Origin of the sequence: Corynebacterium hansenii, from assembly GCF_030408795.1 — a bacterium.
GTDB classification, from domain to species: Bacteria; Actinomycetota; Actinomycetes; order Mycobacteriales; family Mycobacteriaceae; genus Corynebacterium; species Corynebacterium hansenii.
On record NZ_CP047211.1, the window covers coordinates 981,518 to 1,004,164 of the forward strand.

Sequence of the window (22,647 nt, forward strand, 5' to 3'; positions counted from 1 at the left end):
CTACTTCTTGATCAGCGCAATGGCCCCCGCGCCGATCGGCATGCGGGTGACCAGGGCGTCTTCGCGCTCGAGGAGGTGCTTCTCGGCCTCCCGGGCGGCGACGGTGTCGCGGTCGCGGCGGGATTCGTCGGCGATGGTCCCGTCGAGGAGGACGCCGGCGAAGATGAGCACGCCGCCGTCGGAAAGCAGGGGCCACGCACGCTCGCGGAACACCGCCACCTCCGCGGGGGAGACGTCGGCGTAGATGAGGTCGTAGGCGCCCGGCGCCAGGCGGCCCAGCACGTCCAGCGGGCGCGAGGGCAGGAAGCGGTGGCGCGACGGGCCGACGCCGGCGCGGCGGAACGCGTCGCGGGCGAGTTTCTGGTGCTCGATTTCGGGATCGATGCACGTCAGCACGCCGTTGTCGGGCATGCCGGCGAAGAGGTGCAGGCCCACGACGCCGACGGCGGGGGTCGCGGCGACGGCGGCCGGCCCATCGGGGCGGCGGGCCGAGGCGAGGGCGGCGAAGGCGGTGAGCATGCCGCCGGCGACGGCGTCGGGGATCGACAGGCCGAATTCGGCGGCGTCGTCGCGCGCGCCGGCCAGGGCCTCATCGGCCACGGCCGTGGCGTTGATGTGGGCGCTCATGGCGTCGAGGGCGGAGATCGGAGCTGCGGAATCGGTCACGGGGCCGAGTCTAGGGTCTTTGGCCCGGCCCGCAGGTGACGGCGCGCCGGAAACGCGGGGCGAAGGCGACCCGCGGGCGGACGTTCGTTGCCGAATTGGAACTGTACTCACACTCGTCTATCAGGTTAAGGTCAATGGACCCCCAGGTGAATAGGGCAAGGTACCTCCCATGAACGACGAAGGCTCTTCCCGCGCACGCATCGACGCGCTCCCCGAGGCGCTCGACACGGCCACGGCCGCTTCCGCGGCGCCCGAGACCCTTTCCGGCACGGCCGCCTTCGACGCGGGCGAGGGGGAGATGCCCAGCTGGTCGCAGCTCGTCGAGGAGCACGGCGACAGCGTCTACCGCCTGGCGTTCCGCCTGACGGGCAACCCGCATGACGCGGAGGACCTGACGCAGGAGACGTTCATGCGGGTGTTCCGGTCGTTGAAGCGCTACAAGCCGGGGACGTTCCAGGGGTGGCTGCACCGCATCACCACGAATCTGTTCCTGGACATGGTCCGCCACCGCCAGGCCATCCGCATGGAGGCGCTGCCGGAGAATTACGACCGCGTGCCGGGCACCGCGCCGACGCCGGAGCAGGTGTACGCCGACGCAAACCTGGATCCGGACCTGGAGCGCGCGCTGGCCGCCCTCCACCCGGATTACCGCGCGGCGGTTGTCCTGTGTGACGTCGTGGGCCTGACCTACGAGGAGATCGCCGACACCCTCGGCGTGAAGATGGGCACCGTCCGTTCCCGCATCCACCGCGCCCGTTCGCAGCTGCGGGCGCACCTGGAGGCCGCCGAGCGCGAGCGCGAGGAGCTGGGCAGCTTCAGCCACGTGCGCTGATCCGGGCGGTCGGCGTCGTTCGCCCCGCGCCGCGGGGCTCCTCGGTATCGTGGGCAAGAGAATCATCCGGTGGGTGGCCGGTCCGTCGCGCCGCGGTTTTCCGCGCGGTTGCCTGACGACGGTCCGGCGTTCGCGCCCACCGCCCGACACCCGTGAGGAGGCGCGGAATGGCTGCACCGCATCATGAGTTCGCGTCGACCGATCATTTGGGGACGGAGGCCGTGGCGGCCTTCGTCGACGGGGAGCTCAGCCCGAGCGCGCACCGGCGTGCCCAGGAGCATTTGCTCGCGTGCGGTGAATGCCGCCGTGAGGTGGCCCGCCAGCGCCAGGCCGCGCGGCGGCTGCGCGATTCCAGCGAGGTGCACATCCCCGCCGATCTGAGGAAGCGCCTGGCGTCGATGTCGCGGGACCAGATGCCGGAGAACGCGCCCGGGGCCCGGCGGCTGTCGCACCGCCGCCCCGATTCGCTGGCGGCGTTCGTGGAATCGGCGTGGCGCACCCTGCGCAAGTCCAGGAACGGCCAGTGACGGGGCCGGGCGAGCAGCCGGAGCCGGCACGGAACGATCCGTTCGCGCGGCCGCCGGGCGTGGTCGGCGGGGCGGATCCCCGGCACATCGACGAAACGGCCGGAGCCGACGTCGACCTCGGCCGCATCGTCGCGGCGCACGACATCGAATGGGACGCGGCCTTCGCGCCCGCCGGCCGCACCCACCAGGGCCTGCAGTTGCCGCCGGAACGGGGCAGCGGCGGGGCGTCGTCACGCGATGGCGGCGGCGGGCTGTTCGGCGATTCGGACGGTCAGGCGGAATCCGGCGGCGGCAGCCGCGGCGGGTACTCGCCGTGGGCCGACGCGCGCACGCGCATGGTCACCGGCGGGACGGCGCGGAAGGCGGAGCGGCCCGAGGAGGAACCCGTCGTCCCCGTGCCGCGCGTCGACGTGCGCGAGGCGATGTTCGGCCGGATCGTGCCGTGGCGCTTCCTCGCGCTGGGGGCGGCGGTGGTGCTGGCGCTCGGCGGGATCGGCGGATTCGCCGGCGGCTGGGCGGGCAAGACATTCCGCTCGGGCCACGAGCGCGTCGAGCTGCGCCAGGTCGACGGGCGGCCCGGTTCCGGCGACCTGACCGAGATCGGCGAGGTCGCCACGCGCGTCGAACCGGCGGTGGCGTCGATCAACATCGGCGCGCCGGGCATCAGTGGCGTCGGCTCGGGCGTGGTCCTCGACGGCGACGGGCACATCCTGACCAACAACCACGTCGTCTCCGCCGCCGACGTCCCCGGCGCGACGCTGACGGTCACGTTCAAGGTGGACGGCATCCCGCGCAGCGTGCCCGCGCGCATCGTCGGCCGCGACACGATGACCGACCTGGCCGTGATCCGCGTGGAGAACGTCACCGGGCTCACCGTCGCCGAGCTGGCCGATTCGTCGAAGGTGCGCGTCGGCGACACCGTCATCGCGATGGGTTCGCCGCAGGGGCTCAACGGCACGGTGACGTCGGGCATCGTCTCGGCGCTGAACCGGCCCGTGCGCCTGGCGGGCGAGGGCACCGACACCGACGGTTTCGCCGACGCGATCCAGACCGATGCGTCGATCAACCCGGGCAACTCCGGTGGGCCGCTCGTCGACCTGCGCGGGGCGGTGATCGGCATCAACACCGTCATCTACACGGTGTCCGGCGGGTCGCAGGGCCTGGGTTTCGCCATCCCCATCAACATGGCCAAGGACATCGCCGAGCAGCTCATCGCGGGTGAAGAGCCCGTGCACCCGAGCATCGGCGTCACCGCGCGGTCCGCGGTGAACGGGGCCGTGACCGGTGCGGAGGTCGCCACCCTGGTGCCCGGCGGGCCCGCCGAGGCCGCCGGCATCCGCGAGCGCGACGTGATCACCGCCGTGGGCGACCGGGCGGTGGGGTCGGCCGACGAGCTGACCGTGGCCGTCTGGTCGGCCGGCGCGGATGAGCCGGTCCGCGTGACCATCGTCCGCCGCGGGCAGACCATGGAACTCGACGTCACTCCGCGAGGGTAGGCCGCGCTACTCCGCGGGGATGGTCCGCGTCCGCCGGGAACCGCGCCCCGCACCTGCAATCGCGTGGCGCGGCGGCTAAGGTGGTTTCCCGTGTTCTCAAATGTCGGTTGGGGAGAGATCCTCCTCATTCTCATCGTCGGCCTGGTGCTGATCGGGCCCGAGCGGCTGCCGCACATCATCACCGATGTCCGGGCGATGATCCTCGCGGCCCGCACCGCGATCGACGACGCGAAACAGAGCCTCACCGGCGAGCTCGGCGAGGACTTCGACGAACTGCGCAAGCCGCTCGGGGAGCTGGGCGAGCTGCGCAAGCTCAACCCCAAGACGGCGCTGACGCGCACGCTTTTCGACGGCGACGACACCTACCTCGACCTGCTTTCCGGCAAGCCGGCCGCGGGGGGAGGGGCCGCCGACGCCGGCGCGACCGGTGCAGGGGCGGCTGGTGCGGGTGCTGCCGGAGCCGGTGCCGTGGGGTCCGGCGCGGCGGGTGCCGCGCAGCCCAACCCGGGTTCCGGCGTGAACAACACGGTGAACCTCAACGACGCTGGCGCGAGTGGTGCTGCGGGCGCCACGGGCGCGACCGGCGCGACCGGCGCGACCGGTGGCGCACAGCCCGGTGGCCAGGCTTCGGGCGTCCGCAACTGGGCCGACGACGACGTTCTCTAGTCTGCGGACGGCGATTGGGCGCCCGCCCTTTGAATCCGCCGCCTACGGTGTCAGTTCGGCCAGAATCTCCGCGGCGGATGCCGCACGGCACGACCGGTGCCCGACGCCCGCCCACAGGTTCAGGCCCTCGGGATCCCCGGCGGCGGTGGCGGCGGCGCGGATCGGGGACGTCAGGAAATGCACGTGCGGGTACGCCGCCGGCGCGATGTCCGAATACTCCAGCGTGAAGTCGTTTTCCAGCGCCCGGGCGTAGCGGCCCGAGAAGCACCTGGTCAGCACCGTGTCACGGTCGTGGGCCAGCAGCGCGTTGCGGTGCGGTTCCTTCGTCCCCGCCTCGCCGGCCGTGAGCAGCAGCGTGCCCACCTGCACGGCGTCGGCGCCGGCTTCGATGAGCACCCGAACGTCGTGGCGCCCGCCGACGCCGCCGGTGGCGACGATGGGCACGGTCGTCGCCTCGCCGTCGACCATCACGGCGTAGTCCTCGGTCAGCTGGCGCACCGACCGCACCAGCGCCGCGGTCCCGGACACACCGGCGTGGAAGCCCACCGCCGCGGGCATCTCGGACACCGCGAACGTCGACTGGTGGCCGCCCGCGCCGGGGCCCTGGACGACCAGGTAGTCGGCGCCGACGGCCAGCGCCGCCCGCGCTTCGTCCTGACTGGTCACGGTCACGCCGACGGACTGTCCGGCGTCGTTGAGGGCGCGCACGATCCGCCGCTTGGGCAGCCCGAAGGTGAAGGTGACGGTGGCCACCCGGCCGCTCGACGACGACGCCGCGCCGTCGCCGGTCAGCAGCGCGATCTTCGCGTCCCAGTCGTCGTCGGACCACTTCGGGTCCTCGGGGAGCTCCACGGAGGGGAAGTCGGCGGCGAGGCGATCGCGGTACTCGTGCCACCCGTCGGACACGTCCGGGTTCGGCACGAACAGGTTCACGCCGATGCGCCCGCCGCCCGACCCATTGCGGTCGGGGAACCCGTGGGCGGGACGTCGGGACGGCGGGCCGTCGTAAAGCGAGAAAGCGGAATCGATGGCCTCGCCGAGCTTTTCGGCCGTCAGGTAACCCGCCGCGACCATGCCCAGGCCTCCGGCGCGCGCGACCTCGGCGACGAGTTCGGGCGTCGACGGGCCGCCGGCCATCGGGGCGCCGACGAGGGGGAGCGGGAGGTCGCGGGGACTGAACATGGCGTTCAGATTACGCAATTGAGGCTCTGCGGAGTAGGGCCTGCGCAGCCCGAAACGGCCAACCCACCCCGACTGGGCGAAATGACCCGTCGCAGTGGGTGGGTCGTGCACATTCGGGGTGGGTTGGCAGTTCGTGAGGTGCGGCCGGTGAGGTGCGGCTGGTGAAGCCCGGCGGGAGGCCCGGCCGGGAGCCATGCCCGGCCGGTGAAGCCCGCCTACTTCGGCGTGACGCCCAGGCCCAGCGACTTGCCGGCCAGCGACTCGCGGCGCGTGAACAGCTTGCCGGCGATGTCATTGAGCGCCTTGCCCGCGCCGGACTCCGGCTCGGACAGCACGATCGGGGTGCCCTCGTCGCCGCCCTCGCGCAGGCGGGTGTCCAGCGGCACCTGGCCCAGCAGCGGCACCTGCGCGCCGGTCAGCTGCGTCAGGCGCTTGGCGACGGTCTCGCCGCCGCCCGAGCCGAAGACCTCCATCTTCGAGCCGTCGGGCATTTCCATCCAGCTCATGTTCTCGATGACGCCGGCGATGCGCTGGCGCGTCTGCAGCGAGATGGTGCCGGCGCGCTCGGCGACCTCGGCCGCCGCCATCTGCGGGGTGGTCACGATCAGCAGTTCGGCGTTGGGCACCAGCTGCGCGACCGAGATGGCGATGTCGCCGGTCCCCGGGGGCAGGTCGAACAGCAGCACGTCCAGGTCGCCCCAGAAGACGTCGGCGAGGAACTGCTGGATCGCGCGGTGCAGCATCGGGCCGCGCCACACGACGGGGGCGTTGTCGTCGACGAAGTGGCCGATCGAGATCAGCGACACGCCGTGCGCCTGCGGCGGCATGATCATGTCGTCGACTTGGTGCGGCTTGTCCTCGGAGCCCATCATGTGGGGCACGGAGTGGCCGTAGACGTCGGCGTCGAGCACGCCGACGGCCAGACCCTTGGCGGCCAGCGCGGCGGCGAGGTTCACCGTCACCGACGACTTGCCGACGCCGCCCTTGCCCGACGCCACCGCGTACACGCGGGTGCGGGATTCCGGCTGGGCGAAGGGGATCACCGGCTCGGCGGACGAGCCGCGGACGGCGTTGCGGAATTCACGGCGCTGTTCGTCGTTCATCACGTCGGTGGTGACGGTGACGGCGCCGACGCCCTCGATGCCCTTGACGGCATCCTCGGTGCGCTCGACGATGGTGTTCTTCATCGGGCACGCGGCGATGGTGAGGTACACCTCGACGGCGACGTCGTTCGACTCCGAAATGGCGATGGACTTGACCATGCCGATCTCGGTGATCGGGCGACGGACCTCGGGATCCTCGACCGTGGACAGGGCGGTGCGGACCTGGGCTTCAGTAATCGTGGACATCGGGTGGGATCCTATCGGTCGCGGTGGTCGTCGGGGGAGCCGGGGTGCCGATCATCCGGGTGCCCGCCGGGGTGGCGGTCCTCCTCGTACAGGCGGGCCTCGATGCGTTCGAGGACGCCCGTGAGGTCGTCGAGTTCGCGGCGGAGGTAGTCGCGGGTGACGGCTTCGCCGACGACGGCGCGGACGCCGGCGATTTCGCGGGCGAGGAATTCGGTGTCGGCCTTCGTTTCGGCGGCGCGGCGGCGGTCTTCGGCGATGGACGCTCGGTCACGGTCCTCCTGCCGGTTCTGGGCCAGCAGGATCAGCGGCGCGGCGTACGCGGCCTGCGTGGAAAACGCCAGGTTGAGCAGGATGAACGGGTAGGGGTCCCAGTTCCACCACATGCCGCCGATGTTGAGGGCGATCCACGCGATGACGATGATCGTCTGGAACGCCAGGTACTTGCCGGTGCCCAGGAACCGCGCGACGCTCTCGGCGACTTCGCCGACGCGGTCGCCGTCGAAGTCGACGTATTTCTTCCGCCGGTCGACGACGGGCGTGTCCAGGACCAGGCGTTCCTTGGACAGGTTCACGCCGCCGTGGTGGTTGTCCTTCGCCATGGGTTACGCCTCCTTCTTCGCGGTGGCCGTCGTCGCGGCCCCGGTTGCCCCGGCGCTGGTCGTCCCAGCGCCGCTGCTTTGCGACGCCGCCGCCCCCGCCCCGGAATTCTCGTCCGGGCGGATGCCGTCCTCGCGCCAGTCCTCGGGCAGCATGTGGTCGAGCAGGTCGTCGACGCTGAGGGCGCCGAGCAGGTGCCCTTCGTCGTCGATGACGGGACCGCACACGAGGTTGTACGTGGCGAAGTACCGCGCCGCCGTTTCGTCGTCGTCCTCCGCGTACAGCGGCGGCAGGTCGGGATCGAGGATGCCGCCGATCTGGGTCGACGGCGGTTCGCGCAGCAGTTTCTGCAGGTGCACGCAGCCGAGGTAGCGGCCGGTGGGGGTGGCCGTCGGTGGGCGCACCACGAACACCATCGACGCCAGCGACGTCGGCAGCTCCGGGTCGCGGGCCCGCGCCAGCGCCTCCGCCACGGTCGTCGTCGGCTGCAGGATCAGGGGGTCGGAGGTCATCAGGCCGCCGACGGTGTCGGGCTCGAAGACCATCAGACGGCGCAGAGCCTGCGATTCCTCGGGATCCATCAGTTCCAGCAGCACGTCGGCGCGGTTCTCGTCGAGCTCGCCGAGCAGGTCGGCGGCATCGTCGGGGTCCATCTCCTCGAGGATGTCCGCGGCGCGCTCGATGGTCAGGTCCTCCAGGACTTCCGTCTGGTCGTCGTCGGGAAGCTCCTGGATGATGTCGGCCAGCAGTTCATCGTCGAGGGCCTCGGCGATGCGGCGCCGGCGGTCGGCGGCCATTTCGGCCATGGCCGCGGCGATGTCGGCGGGCCGCATCTCGTGGAATTCCGCGATCAGCTCGGCGTCGTGGTCGCTGGGTTCGGCACCGGCGCCGAGACCGTGCACGTGGTTCCACGGCGCGACCGCGACGTCGCGACGCCCGCGCAGGCCCCGTTTCGGCCCCAGCACCGCCACGCGCGTGAGCACCCAGTCCCGCGTGCGCGACCGCTCCATCTCCACGTCCGTCAGCTCCTGCGGCACGCCGTGGAGGTGTTCAAGGTCGGGGTCGTCGATCTGCACTTTCGCGCCGACCAGGTCGCCGAGCACGGTCGATTCGCCGGGCCGCACCTTGAACTGGCGCAGCGACACGAGCCCGGAGTTGAGCAGGATCTCGTTCGGCTCGATCGCGGTGATGCGCCCCATGGGCACGAACACCCGCCGCTTGTCGGTCAGCTGCAGAACCAGCCCCAACGCCTGCGACGGCGCACCGGAGGGCCGCAGCCGCACGACCACGTCGCGGGCCCGGCCGATGGCGTCGCCATCCGGGTTGCGCACGATCATCCCCGACAGACGGCCCGCGTACACGCGGTCGATGGAAGTCATGGTCCCCAGGATAACCGCCCCTCCGGATCACCCCTCCCGCTTGACGACGCCCACGCGGCCCGCCGTCCGCCCGACTGGAACAAAAGGGGCGCCGGCGCCGTTGAACGGGGAGAATGGGCGGGAACCGACCGCCGGACGATCACAGAGGAGCAGCACCGCCATGGCCGAGGGACGCACCTACGGTAAACCCACCGCGACGCCGCCGGAGGGGTGGCCGATCGGGACGTTCACCACGTACGCCGAGGCCCAGGCCGCCGTCGACGAGCTGTCCGACCGCGACGAATTCCCGGTGTCCGACCTGACCATCGTCGGCGTCGACCTGATGCAGGTCGAGCGCGTGGTGGGCCGCCTGACGTGGGGCAAGGTGCTCGGCGGCGGTGCGCTGTACGGCGTGTGGATGGGCCTGTTCTTCGGCCTGCTGCTCGGCCTGTTCCAGGACAATTGGATCAGCCCGCTGATCACCGGCGTCGTCGTCGGCGCGGTCTTCGGCGTCATCCTCGCCGCCGTGCCGTACGCCATGCAGAACGGCAAGCGCGATTTCGCGTCGACCACGGAGATCGTCGCCCGGCGCTACGACGTACTGTGCAACCCCCGCAACGCCGAAAAGGCCCGCGACCTGCTGGCGCAGCGCCGCCTGAGGTAGCGGGTCACGGCGGTCACAGCCACTTGTTGCGGCGCAGCAGCCACACCAGGAACGCCACCACGGCGCCCATGATGGCCAGCACCGCGAAGTACCCGTACTTCCAGTGCAGCTCGGGCATGTTGTCGAAGTTCATGCCGTAGATGCCGGCCAGCGCCGTGGGCACCGCCAGGATGGCGGCGTAGGCGGAGATGGTGCGCATGTCGGTGTTCTGCTGCAGCTGGATCTTCACGGCCGCGGCGTCGATCAGGGCGGACAGCCGCTCGTCGAAACCCTGCGCCATGTCGGCGGCGACGAGCTGGTGGTCCAGGACGTCGGAGAGGTAGCGGCGCACGGCCTTCGGCATCAGCTGGCCGCGCATGCCCATCAGCGTGCGCAGCGCCGTGGTCAGCGGGTCGATGGCGTGGCGCATCTCCAGAATCTCGCGCTTGAGAATGTAGATGTCCTCGATTTCCGTGATGTACCCCGGTTCGAAGACCTCGTCCTCCATGTCCTCGACCAGATCCTCCAGCTGCTGGATGGTGCGCAGGTAGTCGTCGACCAGGAGGTCGGTGATCGCCCACAGCACGCCGGCGGGGCCGGGCTGGATCATCTCGGGATCCTTGGACACCCGCTCGCCGAGGATGCTCAGCTTCTCGCGGTTCATGCCCATGCGGATGGTGATGATGTAGTTGCGCCCCAGCACCATCAGCAGCTGGCCGGTGCTGATCTTCTCGTTCTCGTCCTCCGCCGTGCCCTCCGGGCTGTAGTGGACGGAGCGCAGGACGAACACCATGTGGTCGTCGTGGATCTCGACCTTCGGGCGCTGGCGCGGCGTCAGGGCGTCTTCGACGGTCAGCTCGTGGAGCCCGTATTCCTCCGCGATGGCGTCCATCTGGACCTCGTCGGGGCGCGACAGAGACAGCCACACGAAACCCTCGCCGCGGTTGCGGACCTCCTCCAGCGCGCTGCGGTGGTCGTATTCGCCGGGCAGGCGGTGGCCGTCGACGTAGACCCCGCAGTCCCGCATCGCGTCCGAGGTGGGCCGGAAGGCTTTGCGACGATTCGTCCGCGGGAGCTGTCGGGGGGACGAGGGCACGGGAGCCTCCTTCGGGGGTAGTCTGGCGACGTTATGCGAGTTGGCGTGCGCGGTGGCGCGGCCGGGGCCGGCCCGATGGATCAGGAGCGACGGATGGTGTCCAGGAACGACGCTGCGGAGGGTGCCGCGGGGGGTGCTTCGGGCGGCGACGGCGTCGTCCCCGGGGCTCCCCGCGCCGCCCTCGCTGCGAACGCGGTGGTCGGGCGCATCGGAAAAAGCTTACGTCGTATGCGGGATGCCCGCCGAACCGGCGGGAGGCGGGCGTCGTCAAGCAGGCGCGTCCCCGTGATCGCCGGCGCGCTGGCGGGGACGCTGGCGCTGACGGCCTGCGCGTCGCAGGACCCGGCGTTGCCGACGCCGTCGACGCAGCGTGAACCCGTATCGGTCGGCGCGGACGCGCGGATCGCGCAGCAGGCCGTGATGGCCGAGGTGTACGTCGGCGCGCTGGAACGGCGCGGCCGCGGGTCGTCGGGAGTCGTCGAGGTGCCGTCGGACGAGCGCATGCAGGCGGTGCAGTCGGGCACGGTGACGCTGTCGTTCGGCTGCACCGGCGAGCTGCTCGGCCTGATCGACCCGGCCACCGCCCGCGAACTGGCGAAGGAGTACATCGCCGACGACGACCCCGGCAAGGCCATGTCCGCCGAGTGGCGCGACCGCGTGTACGGGGCGATGTCGGCGGCGCTGCCCGGCGAGATCATGGCCACCGACCCGTCGAACGCGCAGGGCTGCGGCCGCGAGGATGGGTTGACCGAGGGGGAGCGGGCCCAGCTCGAGGCCGCCGCCGACGAGGATCCCGGCGCCGTGCTGCCGCAGCACATCGTGCCGTTCTATCTGAAGCCGGCGATGACGCGGGCCGACCGCGTCAACGTGCTCAACCGGGTGGCGGGGTCGCTGTCGACGAAGGAGCTCGAGGACCTCACGCGGCGCGTCCGCGAGGGCCGGGAGCCGAATGCCGTCGCCGCCGAATGGCTGGACACGTCGAGGTTCACGACGGGATAGGCGCAGGTTGGAGCCGTCATCGGGGAACCTGCGCAGATGCGAAGGTGAACATGATAAGTGCTGCTCGGATTGATGTTCGCCTGTGTTAATGTGTCGGCATGAACAGCTACCCGCGTGCAGTCGACGAGCCGGCTGAAGACGTCGTCAAGGACGATCCCGCATATTGCGAGGAGTCGGGGCACGCGACGTCGCTGGAGCCGGACTCGCCGTACATCGACGTGGCGGTCGAGGTGTTCTCGATGCTGGCGGACATGACGCGCGTGAAGATCATCCTCGCGCTGCGCGACTCCGAGCTGCCCGTCGGCGAGCTGGCCGTGCGCGTGGGCAAGACGCCGACGAGCGTGTCGCAGCACCTGGCGAAGCTGCGGATGGCGCGGATGGTGCACGCGCGGCAGGAGGGGACGCGGGTGTTCTACTCGCTCGTCGACGAGCACGCCGCGACGCTGGTCGTGCAGGCGATCTACCAGGCCGAGCATGCGATCGAGGGGGATCCGCACCCGCCGCGCAGGTGGCGGTAGCGGGGCGCGGTTTGCGCTGATTTCGCGGACTTTCCCGCCCGGCGCCCTTCGGGGTTGCCGGGCGGGCTTCTTTTGGTCCACAATATGCGCATGAATGCAGGTATGCAGGGAATGGGAGATGCGGGGCGGCGCTCGCATGGTCGCGGCCATGGACATGACCACGATCGCGACCATTCCCACGAGCACGGCCATTCCCACTCGCACGAGCACGGTCACTCCCACCCGCACGACCACGACCATTCCCACGGCGGCGTCCTGCATGCGCTGAAGCACTTCTTCGTTCCGCACAGCCACGACGTGGGCGACCGCATCGACGACGCCCTCGAGGCCTCCGAAGCCGGCATTCGCGCGACGAAGATCGGTCTGATCGGCCTCGGCGTGACGGCGGCGCTGCAGATGATCATCTTCGCGTTCTCGGGTTCCGTCGCGCTGCTGGCGGACACGATCCACAACGTCGCCGACGCCTCGACGTCGTTGCCGCTGTGGTTGGCGTTCATCGTCGGCAAGCGTCTGCCCACCAAGCGGTTCTCCTTCGGCTACGGCCGGGCCGAGGACCTCGCGGGGCTGTTCGTGGTGCTGGTCATCGCTGTGTCGGTGGTCGTGGCGGGGGTGACGTCGGTGCGGCGGCTGATCGATCCGCAGCCGATCGACCACGTCGGGTGGGTGCTCGCCGCGGGCATCGTCGGCGCGATCGGCAATGAGGTCGTCGCGGCGTACCGCATCCGCATCGGCCGCCGCATCGGGTCGGCGGCGCTCGTCGCCGATGGCGTCCACGCCCGCACGGATGGGCTGACGTCGCTGGCGGTCGTCGTCGGCGCGGTCGGCGTGCTCGCGGGCTTCCCGCTCGCGGACCCCATCGTCGGCCTCCTGATCACCGCCATGATCGCCGTCCTGCTGGTGGGCACCGCGCGCGACATCGGCGGCCGGCTGCTCGATGGCGTGGATCCTTCGCTTTACGACGCCACCGTCCACGCCATCGCCGACCACGTCGATGCCGCGCGGATCGCCCATCCGCCGAGGCTGCGCTGGTCGGGGCATCGGCTGTTGGTGGACGTCAGCGTGGCCGTGGACCCCGAGATGCCGATGGCCGCCGCCACCGCCATGCGCGCGGACATCATCGCATCGGTCCGCGCCCATGTGCCCCGGGCGAGCGATGTTCGGGTGGAGTTCCTGCCCGCCGGGCAGTGCACCCGGGGCGCCGCCGGCGTCTGATCCCGCCGCGCCCCGCCCACCTTTCCCAGATGCGCCAGTTGCAGGCAGGTGCGCCCGTTGCAACAGGTGTATCTGCACGGAACTGGCGCTTCTGCGGGCGGGGTGGGAGGTGTGGTGGGGTGCGGCGGGACACGGCGTCGTGAAGCAGCCGGACATGCGGAAGGCCGCCGGAGCCTGCCCCGCTGGCCGCGCCTCCACCAGACCAACAGCCGCCCAGTTGGTTCGTTGCGCGAATTCCGAGGCCGGTCCCTGCCAACTCCGCGCCCGCCCCCCACACCGTGGCCCACTGATCTGCCGCGCCCCGCCCACCTTCCCCAGATGCGCCAGTTACAGGCAGGTGCGCCCGTTGCAACAGGTGTATCTGCACGGAACTGGCGCATCTGCGGTGGGGCGGGAGGAACGGTGGGGTGCGGGGCGGAGGGGGAGGCGGGGGAACACGACGTCGTAAAGCAGCCGGACATGCGGAAGGCCCCCGCGCCGACTCGAAAGTCGGAGCGGGGGCCAACCCCGGGGCCTAAGTCAACCGTGGTGCCCGGGAACTTGCCGGCACCACCGGGAGCGGGGCCCGGAACGTGCCCGGGAGCCTGGTCGGGCCCCGGACGCCCGCGGCCTACTCGAAGGCCTCGTCCAGCAGGGCCTTCTGCTCCATGGCGTGCACCTTGGCCACGCCGGTCGCCGTCGACGACTGGGCGCGACGGGAAACGCGGGTGAGCTTCGGCATGTCCGGCAGCGCCTCCGGCAGACCCAGCGCCAGGAACGGCCACGGACCCTGGTTCGCCGGCTCGTCCTGGACGAAGCGGACCTCGTCGGCGTTCGGGTAATTCTCGAACGCATCGCGCAGGCGGTTGAACGGGATCGGGTGCAGCATCTCCAGGCGGACGATGGCGACGTCGTCGCGCTTGTCCTTCTGGCGCTTCTTCTCCAGCTCCCAGTACAGCTTGCCCGACACGAGCAGGATCTTCTTGACCTTCTCCTTGTCGCCCTCGCCGGACTCGAAGTACTGGTCGTCGATGACGGACTTGAACTTCGTCTGCTCGGTGAACGCCTCCACCGGCGACACCGCGGCCTTGTTGCGCAGCATCGACTTCGGGGTGAAGACGATCAGCGGGCGGTGCAGGTCCGACAGCGCGTGGCGGCGCAGCAGGTGGAAGTAGTTCGCCGGGTCCGACGGCTGGGCGACGGTGTACGACCCCTCCGCGGCGAGCTGCAGGAAACGCTCGATGCGGGCGGAGGAGTGGTCCGGGCCCTGGCCCTCGTAACCGTGGGGCAGCAGCAGGATCAGCTTGGAGGTCTGGCCCCACTTCGCCTCGCCGGACGAGATGTACTGGTCGATGATGGTCTGCGCGCCGTTGGCGAAGTCGCCGAACTGCGCCTCCCACGCGACGACCGCGTCCGGGTTGCCCAGGGTGTAGCCGTACTCGTAGCCCATGGCGGCGTACTCGGTCAGCGCCGAGTTGTACACCATGAAGCGGCCGCCGTTGCCCTGCGCCTCGGCGTAGGAGTCGACGGGGTTGTACTCGGCGCCGGTCTTCGGGTCGACGAGCACCGCGTGGCGCTGGGTGAAGGTGCCGCGGCGGACGTCCTCGCCCGCCAGTCGGACGGTGCGGCCCTCGCCGGCCAGCGAACCGAAGGCCAGCAGCTCGGCGAAGCCCCAGTCGATGCCGCCTTCCTTGGCGGCCTGGGCGCGCTTCTTGGCGACGGGCGCGACGCGCGGGTGGATCTCGAAGCCCTCGGGCAGCTCCACGTGGGAGTTGCCGATGGACTGCAGCTCGATCTTGTCGATGCTCGTGTCCAGGCCGTGCGGCAGCGGCTGCGAGCCGGTGATGCCGGTCTGCTCGCCCGGGCCGGAAGCCTCGGCGGAGCGGACCTCGTTGAACACGGCCTCCATCTGGTCGTGGAAGTCGCGGCGGGCGGCCTCGGCCTCTTCCTCGGACAGGTCGCCGCGGCCGATGAGGTCCTCGGTGTACGCGGCGCGGACGCCTTCCTTGGCGTCGATGACCTCGTACATGGCCGGCTGGGTCATCGACGGGTCGTCGGCCTCGTTGTGGCCGCGCTTGCGGTAGCAGACGAGGTCGATGACGACGTCCTTGCCGTAGCGGTTGCGGTACTCGACGGCCAGCTGGCCGACCCACACGACGGCTTCGGGGTCGTCGCCGTTGACGTGGAAGACCGGGCAGCCGTAGGCCTTGGCCAGGTCGGTGGCGTAGTACGACGAGCGGGAGGAGTCGGGGGAGGTGGTGAAGCCGATTTGGTTGTTCACCACGATGTGGACGGTGCCGCCGACCTTGTAGCCGCGCAGCGCCATCAGGTTCAGGGTCTCCTGGACGATGCCCAGGCCCGCGAACGCGGCGTCGCCGTGCAGCAGCATCGGCATGACGGTGTAGCCCTCTTCGCCGCGGTCGATGATGTCCTGCTTGGCGCGGGCCAGGCCGACGACGACCGGGTTGACGGCCTCGAGGTGCGACGGGTTTGCGGTCAGGGTGACGTCGATCTCGCCGTCGCCGAACATCTGGATGTGGCGTCCCTGGGTGCCCAGGTGGTACTTCACGTCGCCGGAGCCGCCGGCCTGCGCCGGGTCCATGTTGCCCTCGAACTCGGTGAAAATCTGCGACAGGGGCTTGCCGACGATGTTCGCCAGCACGTTGAGGCGCCCGCGGTGGGGCATGCCGATGACGACCTCGTCCAGGCCCTGGCCGGCCGCGGTGTCGATGGCGGCGTCCATGAGCGGGATCAGCGATTCGGCGCCCTCGAGGGAGAAGCGCTTCTGGCCGATGTACTTGGTCTGCAGGAAGTTCTCGAAGGCCTCGGCGGCGTTGAGCTTCTGCAGGATGTACTTCTGCTCGGCGTGGGTCGGGCGGGGCTGGCCGCCTTCGATGCGGTCCTGCAGCCACTCGCGCTCGTCGGCGTCGAGGATGTGGCTGTATTCGGAGCCGACCTTCAGGCAGTAGGCGTTGCGCAGGCGGATGAGCACCTCGCGCAGCGTCATGCGCTCCTTGCCGCCGAAGCCGCCGACGTTGAACGTGCGGTCGTAGTCCCACAGCGACAGGCCGTGGGTGGCGATGTCCAGGTCGCGGTGGTCGGGCGTGATGATGTTCGGGTGGTCGAAGTGCAGCGGGTCGATGTCCGCGAGCAGGTGGCCGCGCTGGCGGTAGGCCTCGATGAGGCGCATGACGCGGGTGTTCTTGTCGACGCCCACGTTCGGGATGTCCTGCGCCCAGCGAACCGGGGTGTAGGGCACGCCCATGTCATCGAAGATCTGGTCCCAGAACTTGTCGTCGACCAGCAGCTGCGACATGGTGCGCAGGAACTCGCCGGACTCGGCGCCCTGGATGATGCGGTGGTCGTAAGTGGAGGTGATGGTCACCAGCTTGCCGACGCCCAGCTCGGCGAGGCGGTCGGCCGACGCGCCGGCGAATTCGGCGGGGTAATCCATGGAGCCGACGCCGATGATGGCGCCCTGGCCCTTGGTCAGGCGGGGCACCGAGTGGCGGGTGCCGATGCCGCCCGGGTTGGTCAGCGAGATGGTGACGCCCGAGAAGTCCTTGCCGGTCAGCTTGCCGTTGCGGGCGCGGACGACGATGTCCTCGTACGCGTCGACGAACTGCTTGAACGACAGCGTCTCGCATTCGCGGATGGCGGCCACGACGAGGGCGCGGGAGCCGTCCTTGTTCTGCATGTCGATGGCCAGGCCCAGGTTGATGTGCTCCGGGACGACGAGGGTCGGCTTGCCGTCGATCACGTCGTAGGAGTTGTTCATGTCCGGGTGGGCCATGACGGCCTTGATCATCGCGTAGCCGATGATGTGCGTGAACGAGATCTTGCCGCCGCGGGTGCGCTTGAGCTGGTCGTTGACCAGGGTGCGGTTCTCGAACATGAGGCGGGCCGGCATGTCGCGGACCGAGGTGGCGGTCGGGATCTCCAGCGAGATGTCCATGTTCTTGGCGATGGCCTTGCCGATGCCGCGCAGGGCGGTCTTGCCGGCCTCGGGGGCTTCGGCGTCGGCGGCGATGTCCATGGGGGACTTCTTCGCCTTGATGGGCGCGGCCTTCTGCGGGGTGCGGGTCGGCTCGGGGCCCTTCGACGGGCGGCGGCCCGTCTCCTTGACCTCGGCCTCGGTCGCGGCGGCGCGCTTGGCCATCGGCGCGGCGTCGCGGGCCGCGTTGCGCGGGGCGGCGGAGCCGATGCGGCTGGCGGCCGACAGGTCCGTACCGGAGGCGTTCTTGGTGAAGTAATCCCGCCATTCCTGGTCGACGGACTCGGGATCCTTCTTGAACTGCTGGAACATCTCGTCGACCAGCCACTCGTTCTGGCCGAAGCTCATGTCGCTGCTCACGGCAGGTACTCGCCTCATTTCATGTTGATTGCATTTACGCGGATACCGCGGAGTTTTTGGGGTCAATCAAGGATAACGGGTGTTGCCCGGTTCCTCCACGTCCGCCGTGCCTTTATGGTACGTGTCCCACAACCGCGCGTAGGCGCCGCCCTTTTCCAGGAGAACGGTGTGCGGGCCGTCTTCGATGATACGTCCATTTTCGAGGACCAAAATTCTGTCGGCGCGGGCGGCGGTGGCCAGGCGGTGGGCGACGATGACCGAGGTCCGCCGCTCGGTGGCGCGGTCGGCGGCGGCGAGGATGGTCGCTTCGGTGGCGGGGTCGAGGGTGGCGGTGGCTTCGTCGAGGAGCAGCAGGGCGGGGTCGATCATCTCGGCGCGGGCGAGCGCGATGAGCTGACGCTGGCCCGACGACAGCCCGCGCCCGCGTTCGCCGACGGGGTGGGTGAAGCCGCCGGGGATGGCGGCGATGGCGCCGAGCGCGCCGACGCGGCGGGCGGCGTCGGTGATGGCGTCCTCGTCGGCGTCGGGCCGTCCGTAGGCGATGTTCGACGCGATGGTTCCGTTGAACAGGTGGGGCTCCTGGGGCACGTAGCCGAGGGCTCCGCGCCATTCCTCGAGGGGGAATTCGCGGATGTCGGTGCCGGAGGCCCGCACCGCGCCGGACACCGGGTCGTGGAAGCGGGCCAGGAGCTTGACGACGGTCGACTTCCCCGCGCCCGTCGGCCCCACCACGGCAATGGTCTGCCCCTCGGGGATGTCGAGGTCGAGCCCGTCGAGGATGACGGGGTTGCCGTCGGGTTCGACGGCGGAGTAACGGAACGAGACGTCGTCAAGCGAAATGTCGCCGCGCGCGGCCCGGCCCGCCCCGGGGCGCGTGCCCTCGTCGGCGACGACGGCTTCGGTGGCCAGCAGATCCGAGATGCGGGTCAGTCCGACGCGGGCCTGCTGGTAGCCGTCGAAAACCTGGGACAGCTGCTGGATCGGGCCGAAGAGCATGCCCAGATAAAGGGTGAAGGCGATGAGCACGCCCGCGGTGGTCGCGCCCTCGGTGACCTGGGTGGCGCCGACGAAGAGGACGGCGGCGGTGGTCAGCTCGGCGATGAAGTTGATGCCGGGGAAGAAGGTGCTCACCGCGGCCTGGGCGCGGATGCGCAGACGGCGGTAGCGGTCGGAGGCGCGGGTGAAGGACTCCTCGACATCGGCGACGCGGTGGTGCATCTGGCTGGCCCGCAGGCCGCCGATCGCCTCCTGGAAATCCGCGTTGACCGTGGAGACCTGCTCGCGGGCGGCGGCGTAGAGCTTCGACGAAATGGAGCGGAACACCACGGTCGCCACCGCGACGACCGGCAGCGCCAGCAGCGCCACCCCGGCCAGCGACAGGTTCGTGGCCAGCAACATGCCCGAGACGCCCATCAGCGTGAAGAGGGCGATGATGCCCTGGGCGACGCCCGTCTGCAGGAAAGAGGACAGGGCGTCGATGTCGGTGGTCATGCGCGTCATGATCCGCCCCGACCGCTGCCGCTCGAAGTAGTCCAGCCCCAGCGAATGCAGGTGGCGGAAAGACCGGACGCGCAGGGCGTAGAGCAGGCGCTCGCCGGTGCGCGAGGTGAGTACCGTGGTCGCCGCCACCGCCATGAACCCGAGCGCGACGACGCCGAGCCCGGCCGCCGCGGCCCGCCAGAGCGCCGACGCATCGCCCGCGGAGACGCCGTCGTCGATGGCCCACCGCACCAGCATGGGGAAGGCGAGGTCCGCCGCCGTGGACACCAGCAGCATGGCGATCACGGCCAGGATGAGCAGCCGCGCATTCGACAGCAGCGAAATCAGGCTGAAGCGGCGGGAATCGTCGAGGGCGGATGCCGGGATGCGCGGTTGTTCGGTGGCCGGGGGCAGGGCGTTGATGCGGTCGAGGAGGTCGTCGGTGGCGGGGGCGTTCATCATCGCAGCGCCCATGCCGCCGCCCATTCCGCCGCGGCCGGGGCCACCGCCGGCACTCGAACCGGGCCCGCCGATGCCGCCGGGGCCCTGGACGGTGCGCCCGTCGGAGCGGCCGGAGGAAGTGCCGGTGGATGAGCCCGATGATGCGTCGGCGGAAGTCCCGGAAGCGCCGGCCGTTCCGCTTGACCCCGGCCACAGCAGTTCGCGGTCGGGCCCGGCGCAGTCGGGTTCGTCGATGACCAGGGGAGCCGCGCCCGAATCCCGGGATGCGGCGAGGGCGGCGCGGGCGCGGGCCCGGTCGGCGTCGGAGAGGTCCATCAGGTCGGCGAAGCCGGGGTGGCCGGCGACGAGTTCATCGCGGGTGCCGTAGCCGGTGACGCGGCCGCCGTCGAGGACGAGGATGTGGTCCGCCAGCTCCAGCGTGGAGGAGCGGTGGGCGACGATGACCGTGGTGATGTCGCCGTAGTGCGTGCGCAGCGCATCGAAGATGAGGGCCTCGGTGCCGGCGTCGATGGCCGACGTCGCATCGTCGAGGACCAGGATCCGCGGCCGCGCCAGCAGCGCCCGCGCCAGTGCGACGCGCTGCCGCTGGCCTCCGGAGAGGTTGTGGCCGCGTTCGCCGATGGCGGTGTCCCAGCCGTCGGGCAGCTTGTCGACGAAGGTGACCTGCGCGTGGGCCGCCGCGGCGTCGATTTCCGCGTCCGTGGCGTCGGGGTCGGCCATGGCGATGTTCTCGCGAAGTGTGCCCGTCTTGAGGAAGGGCTCGTCGGGCACCACCGTGATCGCGCGGCGCACGTCATCGGCGGCGGCATCGGCGATGTCGGCGGCGTAATCGGCCCCGGCACCGTGCCCCGCGCCCCGGCCGACGATCTCGATCGAACCCGAATCGGCGACGTAGAAGCGCCCCAGCAGCTCGGTGAGGATCGTCTTCCCCGCGCCGGGCGGGCCCACCAGCGCCAGGGTCGATCCGGCGGGGAGGTCGACGGTGACGTCGTCAAGCAAGGTCCTGCCGCCGCGCGAATGCGTCACCCCGCGCAGCCGCAGGCCCACCGGCCCTTCCGGGACGGGGACGGGGTCGGCCGGGTCGGGGTGGTCGGGCGCGGATTCGATGACCTCGCCGACGCGGTCGATGCTCGCCGCCGTCAGCTGCAGCGAGATGAGCATCGTGGACACCATGCGCGACAGCGCCGTCAGCGTGGCCAGGTAGGAGGCGAACGCGACGAACGTGCCCACCGTGATGGTGCCGCGCAGCGCCAGCCAACCGCCCACGGCGATGTTGGCCACCAGCGACACCTGCGGCAGCGCCTGCAGAACCGGCTGGAACCGCGCGTTCAGCTTCGCCGACCGCATGCGCAGCGCGTACAGGGCGCGGGAGAGAGAATCGAGCTCCTCGACCTCGCGGGCCGACTGAGCGAAGGCCTTGACCACGCGCACGCCCGTGACCGTCTCCTCCACGTGCGTGGCCACGTCCGCCGCCTTCTGCTGCGCCGTCCACGTCGCGGCGTACAGCGCCGAGCGGGATTTCAGCGCCACGGCGACGACCGCCGGGATCACCGCCAGACCGACGAACGTCAGCGGCAGCGACAGCATGAGCATCACGCCGACGGTGAGGAAGATCTTGAACACCGACCCCAGCGTCAGCGGCAGCATCGCGAGCATCCCCTGGATGCCCTGCAGATCCGAGATCGACCGCGAGACGACCTGCCCCGTGCGCACGCGATCCTGCGCCGGGCCGTCGAGGGCCTGGAGGGACGTCAGCAGCCGTACGCGCAGGTCATGCTGCACGTCGAGGGAGAGCAGGCCCGCGGTGAAGCGCCGGGCCATCTGCGCGACGAAACGCGCGGCGGCGACGGCGAGGAACACCGCGATGACCGCGGTCAGCGGAGCCAGGCCGGACAGGACGCGCGCCGACGCGCCGCCATCGCCCTGGCCCGTCGCGACGTCGATGGCGTCGCGGGTCAGCAGCGGCGCGATGGTCTCCAGGACGGTCAGCGCCACCGTCGCGGCGATCACCGCCGCCAGCGGCCCCGGGTGCCGGAGGCAGGAGCGCCAGATGGCGCGCGCCGGGCGTCTCGGGGACGTGGCGGCGGAGTCGGTCATCTAGGCCTCGGGATCCTTCGCGCCGGGGGTGCGGTCGTCTTCGCCGGTGTGGTCGTCCTTGCCGCCGATGGCGCCGATGGACAGCGGGATCTTGGGCAGGGAAAAGCCGGCCTTCTTGACGTCGTCTTCGGAAAGCTCGAAGGCGTCCGGCCACGTCGCCGGGATCGGTCCGAGCGCCATGCGGGCGCGTTCCTGCAGCGTCTTGCCGATCTTCCGGTTCGCGCCGGCGCCGACGACCGCGCCGATGCCCATGGGCATGAGCTTGCCGATGATCGCCAGCCGCGCCGACTTGGCGATGCGCTTCTGCGCCTGCTTGATGAGCATCTTGTTCAGGCCGCCGAGCTGCGGGATGCCCAGGCGCGCGATCAGGGACGCCGCCGGGTCCTTCTCGGGGGCCTGCTTGCGCAGCGGCTCGTCGCCCATCGCGGCGGCGACCAGCGCGGTGCCGGCGGAGCCCATGAGGGTGACCAGCACGAGGCTGCGGCGACGTTCCTCGGCCTCGATGTCGATGCCGCGCAGGGAGGCCGACGCCAGGGTGTACCAGGCGGCGATCTCCAGGAAGACGACGGATTCCAGCGCCACGGCGCCCAGGCCGGTGACGAAGCCCACGCCCGGGATGACCGCCGCGCCGCCGGCCGCGCCGCCCGACCCGGTGACCAGGGCGAGGAAGTGGTCGTCGATGCGCTTCTGGATCTCCGCCGGGGTTTCGTCGGGCTTGCGGGCGTGGAGCTGGCGGACGTAGCCGGAGATCGCGGAGGTCTGCCAGCCCATGGCGGTGTCCAGGGACTTGATGAGCATCCGCCCGGCGACGCCGGATTCGTCCTGCAGCTTCTTCGGGTCCGAGCCGACGGCATCGGTGAGGAACCCGCCGTCGCGCGGGGCGCTGTCGACGCCGATGGGGCCGCCGGCCTGGTCGCCGCCGGTGGTCTTCCCGCCGGACTTGTCGTCCTTGCCAAAGAATCCGAACATGTGGGGTCCTCCCTGATCGTCGGTTATCAGCCTGATTCTATCCGTAATTTGCGCCTGCGAGCACGGCGCAGTGAGTGCCGTTACCCAACTGTGTCGGGCGGTGCCGCGGGGTGCGGGGTTGCGGTTGTCCTGATGGTGGTTGGGGTGGGGTGGCCGGTTGCGGTTT

Annotated in this window: 17 protein-coding genes; 8 read left to right on the plus strand and 9 right to left on the minus strand. The window is 70.7% G+C overall.

Translation table 11 applies throughout. From position 1 onward, the window contains the following. The gene (locus tag CHAN_RS04405; protein ID WP_290293316.1) at nt 1-627 is read right to left on the minus strand and encodes an O-methyltransferase; all 627 of its coding nucleotides are present in this window, start codon (nt 625-627) and stop codon (nt 1-3) included. A 208-nt stretch (nt 628-835) separates the two neighbouring features. Here CHAN_RS04405 and sigE point away from each other — a divergent pair, with 208 nt between their 5' ends. From sigE to tatB, 4 genes are all read left to right on the plus strand, one after another. Beyond that, nucleotides 836-1,498: an RNA polymerase sigma factor SigE gene (sigE, locus tag CHAN_RS04410; RefSeq protein WP_290292206.1), complete on the plus strand. Its 663-nt coding sequence runs from the start codon at nt 836-838 to the stop codon at nt 1,496-1,498. A gap of 167 nt (nt 1,499-1,665) precedes the next feature. After that, the gene (locus CHAN_RS04415; protein ID WP_290292208.1) at nt 1,666-2,025 is read left to right on the plus strand and encodes a zf-HC2 domain-containing protein; all 360 of its coding nucleotides are present in this window, start codon (nt 1,666-1,668) and stop codon (nt 2,023-2,025) included. Continuing rightward, the gene (locus tag CHAN_RS04420; RefSeq protein WP_290292210.1) at nt 2,022-3,521 is read left to right on the plus strand and encodes a S1C family serine protease; all 1,500 of its coding nucleotides are present in this window, start codon (nt 2,022-2,024) and stop codon (nt 3,519-3,521) included. The genes CHAN_RS04415 and CHAN_RS04420 overlap by 4 nt, the downstream gene beginning before the upstream one ends. A 90-nt stretch (nt 3,522-3,611) precedes the next feature. Further along, nucleotides 3,612-4,187, plus strand: coding sequence for a Sec-independent protein translocase protein TatB (gene tatB / locus CHAN_RS13695; protein WP_353959826.1), 576 nt, complete (start codon nt 3,612-3,614; stop codon nt 4,185-4,187). Between the two features lie 42 nt (nt 4,188-4,229). Here the strand turns inward: tatB and CHAN_RS04430 are convergent, their stop codons facing one another. From CHAN_RS04430 to CHAN_RS04445, 4 genes are all read right to left on the minus strand, one after another. Next, nucleotides 4,230-5,369 (minus strand): nitronate monooxygenase, encoded by a 1,140-nt coding sequence (locus tag CHAN_RS04430; protein WP_290292212.1) that lies wholly within the window; start codon nt 5,367-5,369, stop codon nt 4,230-4,232. Between the two features lie 215 nt (nt 5,370-5,584). After that, on the minus strand, nt 5,585-6,718 hold the full coding sequence (locus tag CHAN_RS04435) for an Mrp/NBP35 family ATP-binding protein (RefSeq protein WP_048742711.1): 1,134 nt from the start codon (nt 6,716-6,718) through the stop codon (nt 5,585-5,587). Between the two features lie 11 nt (nt 6,719-6,729). Next, entirely contained in the window at nt 6,730-7,317 is a 588-nt protein-coding gene (locus CHAN_RS04440; RefSeq protein WP_290292218.1) for a DUF1003 domain-containing protein, read from the minus strand. A gap of 3 nt (nt 7,318-7,320) precedes the next feature. Continuing rightward, nucleotides 7,321-8,694, minus strand: a complete 1,374-nt coding sequence (locus CHAN_RS04445; protein WP_290292222.1) for a magnesium transporter MgtE N-terminal domain-containing protein — start codon at nt 8,692-8,694, stop codon at nt 7,321-7,323. A gap of 40 nt (nt 8,695-8,734) precedes the next feature. On the opposite strand from CHAN_RS04445, the gene CHAN_RS04450 reads away from it, so the two are divergent. Next, entirely contained in the window at nt 8,735-9,337 is a 603-nt protein-coding gene (locus CHAN_RS04450) for a YflT domain-containing protein (RefSeq protein WP_377748407.1), read from the plus strand. Between the two features lie 13 nt (nt 9,338-9,350). Here the strand turns inward: CHAN_RS04450 and CHAN_RS04455 are convergent, their stop codons facing one another. Further along, the gene (locus CHAN_RS04455; RefSeq protein ID WP_241485422.1) at nt 9,351-10,412 is read right to left on the minus strand and encodes a magnesium and cobalt transport protein CorA; all 1,062 of its coding nucleotides are present in this window, start codon (nt 10,410-10,412) and stop codon (nt 9,351-9,353) included. A 228-nt stretch (nt 10,413-10,640) separates the two neighbouring features. Here CHAN_RS04455 and CHAN_RS04460 point away from each other — a divergent pair, with 228 nt between their 5' ends. The 3 genes from CHAN_RS04460 to CHAN_RS04470 all read left to right on the plus strand — a co-directional run bounded on the left by CHAN_RS04460 (nt 10,641) and on the right by CHAN_RS04470 (nt 13,141). Continuing rightward, the gene (locus CHAN_RS04460) at nt 10,641-11,411 is read left to right on the plus strand and encodes a type 2 periplasmic-binding domain-containing protein (protein WP_290292227.1); all 771 of its coding nucleotides are present in this window, start codon (nt 10,641-10,643) and stop codon (nt 11,409-11,411) included. A 98-nt stretch (nt 11,412-11,509) separates the two neighbouring features. After that, a complete protein-coding gene (locus tag CHAN_RS04465; protein WP_290292230.1) occupies nt 11,510-11,929 on the plus strand; it encodes an ArsR/SmtB family transcription factor in 420 nt (139 codons plus the stop codon). 90 nt (nt 11,930-12,019) lie between these two features. Further along, a complete protein-coding gene (locus tag CHAN_RS04470) occupies nt 12,020-13,141 on the plus strand; it encodes a cation diffusion facilitator family transporter (RefSeq protein WP_290292232.1) in 1,122 nt (373 codons plus the stop codon). Between the two features lie 610 nt (nt 13,142-13,751). Here the strand turns inward: CHAN_RS04470 and CHAN_RS04475 are convergent. From CHAN_RS04475 to CHAN_RS04485, 3 genes are all read right to left on the minus strand, one after another. Beyond that, the gene (locus CHAN_RS04475) at nt 13,752-17,474 is read right to left on the minus strand and encodes a multifunctional oxoglutarate decarboxylase/oxoglutarate dehydrogenase thiamine pyrophosphate-binding subunit/dihydrolipoyllysine-residue succinyltransferase subunit (protein ID WP_290292233.1); all 3,723 of its coding nucleotides are present in this window, start codon (nt 17,472-17,474) and stop codon (nt 13,752-13,754) included. A 66-nt stretch (nt 17,475-17,540) separates the two neighbouring features. Further along, the gene (locus CHAN_RS04480; protein WP_290292236.1) at nt 17,541-21,512 is read right to left on the minus strand and encodes an ABC transporter ATP-binding protein; all 3,972 of its coding nucleotides are present in this window, start codon (nt 21,510-21,512) and stop codon (nt 17,541-17,543) included. Continuing rightward, nucleotides 21,513-22,481: a hypothetical protein gene (locus CHAN_RS04485; RefSeq protein WP_290292238.1), complete on the minus strand. Its 969-nt coding sequence runs from the start codon at nt 22,479-22,481 to the stop codon at nt 21,513-21,515. Between the last annotated feature and the right edge of the window lie 166 nt (nt 22,482-22,647).

Coding starts and splice junctions, on each gene's coding strand:
- CHAN_RS04445 (WP_290292222.1), bottom strand. CDS start 8,694: ATGACTTCCATCGACCGCGTGTACGCGGGCCGTCTGTCGGGGATGATC.
- CHAN_RS04405 (WP_290293316.1), bottom strand. CDS start 627: ATGAGCGCCCACATCAACGCCACGGCCGTGGCCGATGAGGCCCTGGCC.
- CHAN_RS04435 (WP_048742711.1), bottom strand. CDS start 6,718: ATGTCCACGATTACTGAAGCCCAGGTCCGCACCGCCCTGTCCACGGTC.
- CHAN_RS04415 (WP_290292208.1), top strand. CDS start 1,666: ATGGCTGCACCGCATCATGAGTTCGCGTCGACCGATCATTTGGGGACG.
- CHAN_RS04480 (WP_290292236.1), bottom strand. CDS start 21,512: ATGACCGACTCCGCCGCCACGTCCCCGAGACGCCCGGCGCGCGCCATC.
- sigE (WP_290292206.1), top strand. CDS start 836: ATGAACGACGAAGGCTCTTCCCGCGCACGCATCGACGCGCTCCCCGAG.
- CHAN_RS04440 (WP_290292218.1), bottom strand. CDS start 7,317: ATGGCGAAGGACAACCACCACGGCGGCGTGAACCTGTCCAAGGAACGC.
- CHAN_RS04460 (WP_290292227.1), top strand. CDS start 10,641: ATGCGGGATGCCCGCCGAACCGGCGGGAGGCGGGCGTCGTCAAGCAGG.
- CHAN_RS04465 (WP_290292230.1), top strand. CDS start 11,510: ATGAACAGCTACCCGCGTGCAGTCGACGAGCCGGCTGAAGACGTCGTC.
- CHAN_RS04485 (WP_290292238.1), bottom strand. CDS start 22,481: ATGTTCGGATTCTTTGGCAAGGACGACAAGTCCGGCGGGAAGACCACC.
- CHAN_RS04470 (WP_290292232.1), top strand. CDS start 12,020: ATGAATGCAGGTATGCAGGGAATGGGAGATGCGGGGCGGCGCTCGCAT.
- CHAN_RS04430 (WP_290292212.1), bottom strand. CDS start 5,369: ATGTTCAGTCCCCGCGACCTCCCGCTCCCCCTCGTCGGCGCCCCGATG.